The sequence below is a fragment of the Phormidium sp. CCY1219 genome (genome assembly GCF_055795085.1).
Genome location: NZ_JAYFEQ010000417.1, coordinates 1 through 9,303 on the forward strand (window position 1 = coordinate 1; position 9,303 = coordinate 9,303).

Consider the following 9,303-nt stretch of genomic DNA (forward strand, 5'->3'; position numbering starts at 1 on the left):
GACGGTTATACCTACAGTTTCTAGCAGTGATGTTTTGTCAAACTGTTGTCTGTGTAAGGGGGGAGAACTCCTCCCTATGCATAAATGACGAGGGTTTCCGTTCTCCCCCTTACCAACCCTAATTTCTGATGAAATGCAATCGAAGGATCGACGCTCTCGATCGCGCATCGGCGCTTCTCTTGTACGGTTTGGGGTTCCTCCCCTCCCGGTTAGCCTTCTGCCCTCCATCACCTACTACTGGCCCACTTTAGGCACAATAGAGATGAGTCTCCCAAGCATCGAATTCTGCCAAAACTCCCCTGGGGCAATTTTCCCCCTTGCCCCACTCCGTTTGATAGCCTGCTACATTAAGAGGCAATGCCATGAACCTTGACCAAGCCTCGGTGCTGGTAGTTGATGATGTGGAAGCTAACCGCGACCTCCTGTGCCGTCGTTTGAAACGGCAAGGCCATACGGTTAAAGTCGCAGAAGATGGTCTCGAGGCCCTGGAATTACTGCGCGCCGAACCGTTTGATTTGGTGCTGCTCGATATTATGATGCCCAATATGAATGGGTATCAAGTCTTGCAAGAACTGAAAGCTAACCCCCAACTTCGTCATATTCCGGTGATTATGATTTCGGCGATCGATGATATCGATAGCGTGGTGAAATGCATCGAACTCGGCGCAGAAGATTATCTCTCCAAACCGTTTAATCCGGTGATGCTGAAAGCTCGCATTAATGCGTCTCTGGAGAAAAAACGCCTGCGCGACCAAGAACAGGCTTTTGTGCAAAAGTTGCAAGAAGAACAGGAAAAGTCCGAGCTTCTCTTGCTCAATATTCTGCCAAAACCGATCGCGGAACGCCTAAAAGCCGGCGAACGCACGATCGCTGATAATTTTGCTGAAGTGACGGTCCTGTTTGCCGATATCGTGGGCTTCTCTGAGCTCTCTTCTCATCTCTCTCCCCCTGAATTGGTGGAGTTCCTCAATCAGATTTTTTCCGCATTCGATGAGTTGGCAGAAAAGTACGGGTTGGAAAAAATTAAAACGATTGGTGATGCCTATATGGTGGTGGGCGGTTTGCCTACTCCCCGCCCGGATCACGCTGAGGCGATCGCTCATATGGCACTGGATATGTTGACAATCTCCAATCAATTCCGCACTAAGCATGGCGAAAAAATTTCGATGCGAATTGGCATCAATACCGGTCCGGTGGAAGCCGGGGTGATCGGTACCCGCAAGTTTAGCTATGATTTATGGGGTGATACGGTTAATACCGCCAGCCGCATGGAATCTCACGGCATCCCCGGTCGCATCCAAGTCACCGCTCATACCTACCAATACCTCAAGCCTTTATTTGTCTTTGAAGAACGCGGCGTGATTTTTGTTAAAGGTAAAGGTGAAATGATGACCTATCTGCTCACCGATAAACTCCCTAAATCGTAAAAAGAATCTCATAAATATCCTATTTTCTGACAATTTATCCCCATCAAAATTACATTATTCTGGCAATTTTTATCGACCCTTTTTCTCGCCTTTCTCTGGGTTTCTCGGGTTCCCCGGTTCGCGCAAACCGGCAGAGCGCACCTCCGCCGACTTTGGGGATTTCTCCGGTATTACCAATTAACAACTAACAACCCCTAGTGATTAATTCTCAATTCTCAATTCTCCCTGGGTGGCGAAAGCTTCGGTAGTTCGGGAGGATTGTGACTATAGTTGCGCGAAATAAAAGTCCTGGCATTTAAGCGCAAATCTTTATGAGTAAAGAGCTACAGCGTTAGCAAGCGCCCGTAAAAATCGTTCATTATCAAGGCAAAAATTTTTGAAGCTTGCCAGAGATTGATGCTGTGGCGCGAAATTGTTAAGCTAGAGTGCATAAAGCTCAGGTAATATTTTTGATAGCGTTTTCAATAGTTCTATGAGTAGGGTACTTTCAGCAGAGTTTCGAGCTATGGCAACTGCCCCGACAATTGCTCCCGAACGAGTTGGTCAAGTTACCCCCAAACCGTATCCGAATTACAAGGTGATCGTGCTAAACGATGATTTTAATACGTTTCAGCATGTCGCCGAGTGTTTGATGAAGTACATCCCGAACATGACCAGCGATCGCGCGTGGGAATTGACCAACCAAGTCCACTTTGAAGGTCAGGCGACGGTCTGGGTGGGGCCACTGGAGCAAGCTGAACTGTACCATCAGCAACTCAGTCGTGCTGGGTTGACGATGGCTCCTTTAGAAAAGGCATAAGCCATTCCCACGGCGGGGTTGCACTCTATTGTTTGGGGGGCGCACCGTCCTCCCCTACCATTTTCGCAGTCGTTCTATCCTGGTAAAATCCGATGGGCAAACCCCCCAGTGGTCGCTTAGTTCTCAATCATTCTACCCACATCCCCGGCTTAATTGCCGTTCTCGAAAAACTCACCGTTTGCAAGGGCATTCGAACCGTGACGCCCGGTGTCATCGGACGCGCTAAGGGTCATTGTCCGCAAATGAAGTTAAAAATTTCCGTGCCCATTCGCGGCGGATATAAAATCATTGCCAGACAGGGAAAAACCGTGCAAGAGGTGTTTGTGATTGCCGAGTTGACTCGCAAGGAGCTAGAAAGCGCGATCGCATCCTGTTTGGGCAAATAAGTCAAGCTTTCACCGAACAACTTAACAAAATTTCACATTCGCGCCATCAGGGGGCGACAAATACCCTAGTGGGCGCTTTCTCACGCCCCACTAGGCCGCAGGCAAACATTCCGCAACTGGTTCCCCGTGAGAGCGCGAGACCCCCGGAGCGATCGCATTCTACCTGCAAATCGTGCATTGCATGGCAGGACTTGCACAGGGCAAATTCCACGGTTCGAGTTGATGAGGGATACGGTTTTCTCAAACAGCAATCCAAACAAAAGCGGGTAACAAAAAAACAAATTACACCGTTTTATTGCGGGGAAATTGCAAAGGGATTCTACCCCTGAGGTGAGATGTAAAGCGAGTCGGTTCGGTAAAAATGAGAAATTTATTTAATAGAGCAACAAAGGCGATGAATTGTTAACGGATAAGCAAAATATTGTAACAATTTTATGACACCAACTGGTATAAGCAGTTACAGCATGAGTTGAGCAAACTGGGTAGAAAGAAGAGTGCCCACAGAAGTTGTCAATTGTCCCCGGAAAGGGGGATAATTTTTTTTTGCATCAACTTAATCAAGGAGCGATCGCCGATGACAATTACCCCCGATACTTCAGCATTAAAACTGTTGGGACTACCCGCCGAGCGGGGAAGATGGCTGCTGATTCCCCTGGGAATGACCGTTTTGCTCTGTTTGGGAACGGTTTACTCTTGGAGTGTCTTTAGAAATCCCCTAGCAGAACAACTGAATCTGAGCGCTACCGAAAGCCTGTTACCCTACACCGTAGCACTGGTTTGTTATGCTATCCTGATGCCGATCGCCGGATTTTACATTCCGCGAGTTGGCAGCCGGGTAATGACAGCCATTGGCGGGATAGTAGTGGGTTTGGGCTACATTCTCTCTAGCTTTGCCGGCAATATTGTCACCATAACCCTCACCTATGGAGCGATCGGTGGCATAGGAGTGGGCATTACTTACGGTGTGCCGATGGTGGTGGCAGCCCGCTGGTTTCCCGACAAAAAAGGACTGGCGGTGGGTTCAACAATTGTAGGCTTTGGCTTATCTCCATTAATTACCGCCCCCTTAGCCCAAACCTTAATCGATAATTACGATGTTCAATCCACCTTGCGGTTTTTAGGCATGGCGTTTACGATGATTATTCTGGCGATCGCCACCACCATGAAATTGCCTCCCACTTGTTGGCAACCCACAGAGAAACTGTCCGCTGCCAAGAAAACTTCCGCACCCAAGACCTATCCGACAACGTTGCTGAAAAGTTCCTCGTTTTACGGACTGTGGATATGTTATACTATCGGCACCTTTGTGGGATTGAGTGCAATTGGAATTTCCAGTTCGGTGGGTCAGGAACTCATCGAGATCGATCCGGTATTGGCGGCGAAAAGCGTTGCTTTATTTGCTCTGTTTAATGGGTTGAGTCGTCCCCTGTTTGGCTGGTTGACCGATCGCTTTAAACCTCGGTATGTGGCGATCGGGTCTTATACGTTGATTTTAATCGCTTGTATTTTGATGGTGAATGCAGGGGAGGGACAAGTGGCGACCTACTTGATTGCATTCTGTCTGTTTTGGTTTTGTTTGGGCGGATGGTTGGCGATCGCGCCGACGAGTACCCTGCGATTGTTTAATCCCGAAGACTACGCCCAAAATTACGGGATTGTGTTTACCGCCTATGGCGTGGGGGCGTTATTGGGAACCCTGGTGGCGGGACGAATGAGCGATTGGTTTGGTAGCTATACCTATGCCTTTTATCCGATGGCGGGGTTAGCGATAATTGGCATTGTAGTGGCCAGCTTCATGCTGAAACGCGATCGGCCAAAAACCACATCCTAGGGCGCAGGTGTCTTAGGGATTATAAACCGGGTTTCTTCACCACATTTTGACGAATTCACCACCCACTAGAACCAGAAACCCGGTTTCTTGTCTGCTCGAGCTGATAGTGAACCGAGAGTCTAGTTACTCCGAAAAACCCGATCGCAAATCTATTTTTTTCTGACGCGATCGCCTTTGTTTAATCACTTTTTTGGCAATCCACCAAGCGCCGACAGAACATAAGAAACTGGCGATAAAGCCAATAATAAATGGATGGGGGATTAGAGAATGGGGAATTAGAGGAACTTCGATTTTTTCGCCGTTGGGAAAATACCAAGGTTCGGTGATTAACCCAGAAGTGGAGGCCACGATCGCCCCTGCGGCAATTCCCACGCCAATGGACTGAATATGGTCTTGTAAATCTTGGTCAGTTTGTTGGCGATCGCGATCGATTTCTGCTTGTTCCACTTCCACAATTCCCCGCAGAGTAGCAATGTATTGGCCAAACAGAACTTTTCCCGGCATTAAATAATGAAGGTCGGTATCGATTTGTCCGAGAAACTTGCTGCGAGAATCGCTAAACTTTTGCAAACAAGTTAACTGATGGTCGCCCGGAACTCGATCGATTTGTTTCAGAGAGATGGTATAATTTTTGAAATTGGTAATGAGGGTAGTTTGGTGGTCTTCGATGTCTCGAATATAGCTGGCATAAGTAAAGGCTTCCGGGTTGGTTGACAACAGCCATTTTTTGAGGAGAGTTAACCGTTCGGATACATCGCTGGGTAAGTTGTTTAAGGCTTTGGTTTTATTTTCTAACTTGTGATAAGCGGCTTTGGCATCTCGATAGCGATCGCGGGCTTGGTAATAACTAAAACAGATTTTCCAGCGGTAACAAAGTAGATTAATTAGAGGATGATAATAGTCTCCCGCTGCTTCCAGGGTTGTGGTGTCGGGATGGCAGTCTAGCCAGATAATTACATGGCAAGATTTTGCCGGGTTTTCGTCAAAGTTGTCATATTCAAAGATGGGACTATTTAATAGTTGGCCGTCGCCCAGATAAGATAAATTTTGCCACTTGGGGTCGGCTTCTGCGAGTAAGGCGTTTAAGCAGCGATCGGCCACTTGTCGCAGGGTTTCTGGGTTGGTATCGTTGACGATCGGTTTGGCAAATAACACCAAGGTTTGCCCCAGGGAGGCTTGAATGCGATCGGGCAGTAATTTTCCTTGGGGATTTAAATTTTTTAGTTCATTAATAGAGACTTTTCCGCAATAGCGAAATGTTAGGTCAGCGGCGTAAGTATCGTGGATTTGCAGGGCGTAAAGTTCCCCGTTGTGGCGAGGTTCTGGGATGTTATTCGCGTCCGCAGGCAGAATGGGAAAGCGCAAACAACGGCCAATTTCTTCTGAAAGCAGTTCTCGAAATGGAACGGTTCCCCCGTGTTCCGGCAGGTTTAGCCATTGCTGGCAGGTGTCTAAAGGTTCGATCGCCAATTCTTGCCCCAGTTTGGCGAAGTTTTCCCACAGGCGATCGCTATCTTCCACCCGTTCCCCTTCTGCTGATGCCATATCGTGGCAGAGGTGAAACGCATATAAGCTGAGTTTGGGATTTTCGACAAATTCCGGTAGGGAATCTTCACTCATGGCTTGGTTTTAGACGGTGGTTGGTTGCGACGCATGGCATTTTGCAGCATTTCTTGATACAGTTTCGGGTCTGGTGGCGGTGGGGCGTTGCCTTGGTGTCCGGGAACGCGATCGCTTTGCGGTTGTTGGGAGATAGCATCTAGTGCATCCAGGATCGCGGGATGAGATTCACACCAGTCGGCGATCGTATCGGACATTTCCTCTTTATCCGAGGGCAAATTTGCCTGTAATTGTTCTAATTCTGCTTGGCAGTCGGCAAATAAAGGCCATTGAGTCTCTACCAAGGTAATAAAGTTTTGGATGGTTTGGTCTTCTAGTGACATGATTTTGTTCCTACTAGCGCGTCTAGACTAAAATTTTGGGTTCGATCCGATCGTCCGCCAGTCCGCCAGGGAATAAATTCCCTGTCTCATAGCTTAAGTCGGTTGAAACCGACTGAAAGCCTGATTTTGATTGAATTTCAATCCGATTTATTTGAAACCGACTGAAAGCCTGATTTTGATTGAATTTCAGTCCGATTTATCGGACTTTAGCTTTGAGGCGGGGATTTTAATCCCCGACGGGTGTTGCAACGGGTGCCAGATGTCAGTTGAAACCGACTGAAAGCCTTATTTTGATTGAATTTCAGTCCGATTTATCGGACTTGAGCTTTTAGGCGGGGAATTGATTCCCCGACGGTTGTCGCCACTACGCACCGATCGCACAAAACCCCGCCCAATAATAAGGAGAACTAAAGGGTTTTGCCGTTGATTCCATTTTACTAAAGCGCCGCAATTGTTGCCGATAGGTAGAGCGTAATTTTAGCTGACTCGACCATTGCTGCAATGCCTCAGCCGTAGCATCCCGCAACCAGATTTGGGCGTGTTTCAAAGCCAGGGGGACGGTTTCGCCGTTTTTCAGGTTTTGGTAAAAGCGAATCATCAGCAAGGCAGAGGATAAATCATTCACCGTCCAGAGGGTACTGACCACATTGGGGGAACCTGCCATGATAAACCCACTGGGCAACCCGATATATTCATCGCTGGTAGAGGTGAAGTCAGTAATGCCGGTTTCGCAGGCTGACAGGGTGACGAGTCGGCAGCTTGTCAGGTCGAGTCGCAAGATATCTTCGATAGTCAGGCATTTGCCCAAGTCGAGGAGGTTCTTATTTTTCAGAGGGATATAGCGGGTAGGGTCGTCTTCTGGTGGCGGTGGCGCAAATTCGCTTTTGGCCAGAATTAGGGCAGACTTCAGGGCATCTTCAAAATTGAAATAGCCGTGACAAGAAAAATGGGTGCAGTGGGCATTATGGAAATCAAGGGCAGTTTTTTCGGCTTCGTCGTGTTTGAGGACATGGTGAGGGTCGAAGAAATTTTTAATCGCTTCCACTTCGATATCGGTAAAGTTCAGGTCTTTGGTGGGGTTTTGGATGGCAAAGAGTTGGTTAAAGTTGGGGCGTTTTTGTTGTCGCTTTTGGGCTTGTTGCAACACTTGGCAGTTGGGGGCATAGCTTACCCCGTTGGGGAATAATTCTTGTAGGGGCGCAATGCTTGTGCCCTCTTGTGGATTGGATACAGGCAAAGCATGGATTGGGAATAGGTGCAGGAAGCGGTGAGGGATGAGGATGAGTTTTTTGCAGGTGGGGAATGTTTCCCGCAAGTTATGCAGGATTTCATCCAAATGCAGGATTTGGGCAAGGGTTTCTAGGCGTTGAGGCAGATTCTCTTGCCATTGGGTTTTGTTGCGGCGATAGTCGTTGAGATAGGCGTTTCCCCAGTCGATGAGGGTTTTGAAGTCTTCTGGTGAAGACTGCCAGAGGGAAATCCCCCCTGCCCCCCTTTGAAAGGGGGGTTCTGGTTCTCCCCCTTCCAAAGGGGGAGTTAGAGGGGGATTCGGAGTTATGGTAAAAGTCAGGAATTTATCGCCCAGGATATACCATTCCAGAATCGCGGTTTCATCATCCAGTAAAGATTGGATGTCTTGAAATGCCAGGGGTTTATAAGGATATTTGGCCTGGAATTCTTCCCGCAGTTGGGTGATATGGCCATAGTCCGGGTCTGGGTCTTGTTTGAGTCGCCGATCTTCTTCGGCAATTTCTTGGCGCAGTTGTTGCAACCGTTGGCGAATTTCGGCAGGGATTTCTCCGCCCGGATATGCGTCGCGAGTGGCGATGAGTTCGGTCAGGTTCCGGGCTTTGCTGCGATCGGCATATTCTAAGGCTTTATTACGGCGGTTTAATTGAATACAAGTTTCAACCATGAGTACATACGGTTTAATCCATTCTTCATTAAATTTACGTTTTGCTTCGTCCCCAGAGATAATTTCCCCGCGCAAATATTCCACTGTATCGACCGCTTCGGCAAAAGCATTGTAGGCCGATTGATATTTTTTGCTGTTGAGATAAGCCACTCCTAGATTCACCAAAGCTCTTACATAATTTTCAGGAAAAGCCGAGCGAGTAAAAACTTGCAGGGAATTATTAGACAATTCAACGACTTTATTTAAGTTGTATTTAAAATCTTCATAGTTAAAATTTTCAGTCTTCATCTCATAAACATTGGTTAAACATAGTTGGGTTGTAGCCCATCGTTCTGGATTAGATTCTTTGGGAAATACCTTCAAGCCTTCTTCGTAATAAAACTTGGCTTTTATAAGAGAATCTTTTGAATATTGATAGGTAGATAGTCTTATGTAAATATCTCCAAGGTTTAGGTTTAATCTTCCCCAGAGTTCAGGATATTCATCTTTTTTCATTAACTCTAAACTATCTAGACAAGCTGCTAAAGCTTTTCTAAGATTTTCTTGATGATTGCCTAAACTTCGATTTTTATAAACTTCCCCCAAATTATTTTGACATAAAGCCCAGTTATCTGGATACTGTTTTTTGGTGAAAACAGTTAATGCCGATTGGTAATAGTTGATGCTTGTCCGTAAATTGTTTAACTTTTTACCTAGAACGCGATCAATATAAGCATTGCCCAAATAAATTTGAGTATGCGCCCATTTTTCAGGATTATTTTCTTTAGTAAAAAAAGTCAAGGCTTGTTGATGAAAAGCGATGGATTTTTCTATATTATTCGATTTATCCCCTTGAATACGATCGCAATAAGCTAGTCCGAGATAATTTTGAGTATTTGCCCATTTTTCTGTAAATTTCTCTTTCGTATAAACGGTTAAAGCAAGCTGATGAGCCGCAATAGCTTTTTCAATATTATCAGCCATATTGCCCACAGTTCTAGTTCTGTAAATTAATCCTAATAA

Annotated in this window: 7 protein-coding genes; 4 read left to right on the forward strand and 3 right to left on the reverse strand. The window is 46.6% G+C overall.

Annotated elements, in window-relative coordinates:
• The first annotated feature begins 362 nt into the window (after positions 1 to 362).
• The 4 genes from AC0QH1_RS09280 to AC0QH1_RS09295 all read left to right on the forward strand — a co-directional run bounded on the left by AC0QH1_RS09280 (position 363) and on the right by AC0QH1_RS09295 (position 4,443).
• Positions 363 to 1,427: an adenylate/guanylate cyclase domain-containing protein gene (locus tag AC0QH1_RS09280; protein WP_324630787.1), complete on the forward strand. Its 1,065-nt coding sequence runs from the start codon at positions 363 to 365 to the stop codon at positions 1,425 to 1,427.
• A 505-nt stretch (positions 1,428 to 1,932) separates the two neighbouring features.
• Positions 1,933 to 2,226 carry an ATP-dependent Clp protease adapter ClpS gene (clpS, locus tag AC0QH1_RS09285; protein ID WP_324630788.1) on the forward strand — a complete coding sequence of 98 codons (294 nt, stop codon included), beginning with the start codon at positions 1,933 to 1,935 and terminating at the stop codon, positions 2,224 to 2,226.
• Between the two features lie 92 nt (positions 2,227 to 2,318).
• Positions 2,319 to 2,612 (forward strand): DUF2103 domain-containing protein, encoded by a 294-nt coding sequence (locus AC0QH1_RS09290; RefSeq protein WP_324630789.1) that lies wholly within the window; start codon positions 2,319 to 2,321, stop codon positions 2,610 to 2,612.
• A 574-nt stretch (positions 2,613 to 3,186) separates the two neighbouring features.
• Positions 3,187 to 4,443, forward strand: a complete 1,257-nt coding sequence (locus AC0QH1_RS09295; protein WP_324630790.1) for an L-lactate MFS transporter — start codon at positions 3,187 to 3,189, stop codon at positions 4,441 to 4,443.
• Positions 4,444 to 4,566: 123 nt separating this feature from the next.
• On the opposite strand, the gene AC0QH1_RS09300 is transcribed toward AC0QH1_RS09295, so the two are convergent.
• From AC0QH1_RS09300 to AC0QH1_RS09310, 3 genes are all read right to left on the reverse strand, one after another.
• Positions 4,567 to 6,063 (reverse strand): hypothetical protein, encoded by a 1,497-nt coding sequence (locus tag AC0QH1_RS09300; protein ID WP_324630792.1) that lies wholly within the window; start codon positions 6,061 to 6,063, stop codon positions 4,567 to 4,569.
• On the reverse strand, positions 6,060 to 6,386 hold the full coding sequence (locus tag AC0QH1_RS09305; RefSeq protein WP_324630793.1) for a hypothetical protein: 327 nt from the start codon (positions 6,384 to 6,386) through the stop codon (positions 6,060 to 6,062). The genes AC0QH1_RS09300 and AC0QH1_RS09305 overlap by 4 nt, the downstream gene beginning before the upstream one ends.
• Before the next feature lie 364 nt (positions 6,387 to 6,750).
• The coding region (locus tag AC0QH1_RS09310) for a CHAT domain-containing protein (RefSeq protein WP_324630794.1) at positions 6,751 to 9,303 on the reverse strand (2,553 nt) is incomplete at its 5' end.

Excerpts from the sequence above, each read along its gene's own strand:
- AC0QH1_RS09280 (WP_324630787.1), top strand. The coding sequence starts at position 363 with ATGAACCTTGACCAAGCCTCGGTGCTGGTAGTTGATGATGTGGAAGCT.
- clpS (WP_324630788.1), top strand. The coding sequence starts at position 1,933 with ATGGCAACTGCCCCGACAATTGCTCCCGAACGAGTTGGTCAAGTTACC.
- AC0QH1_RS09290 (WP_324630789.1), top strand. The coding sequence starts at position 2,319 with ATGGGCAAACCCCCCAGTGGTCGCTTAGTTCTCAATCATTCTACCCAC.
- AC0QH1_RS09295 (WP_324630790.1), top strand. The coding sequence starts at position 3,187 with ATGACAATTACCCCCGATACTTCAGCATTAAAACTGTTGGGACTACCC.
- AC0QH1_RS09300 (WP_324630792.1), bottom strand. The coding sequence starts at position 6,063 with ATGAGTGAAGATTCCCTACCGGAATTTGTCGAAAATCCCAAACTCAGC.
- AC0QH1_RS09305 (WP_324630793.1), bottom strand. The coding sequence starts at position 6,386 with ATGTCACTAGAAGACCAAACCATCCAAAACTTTATTACCTTGGTAGAG.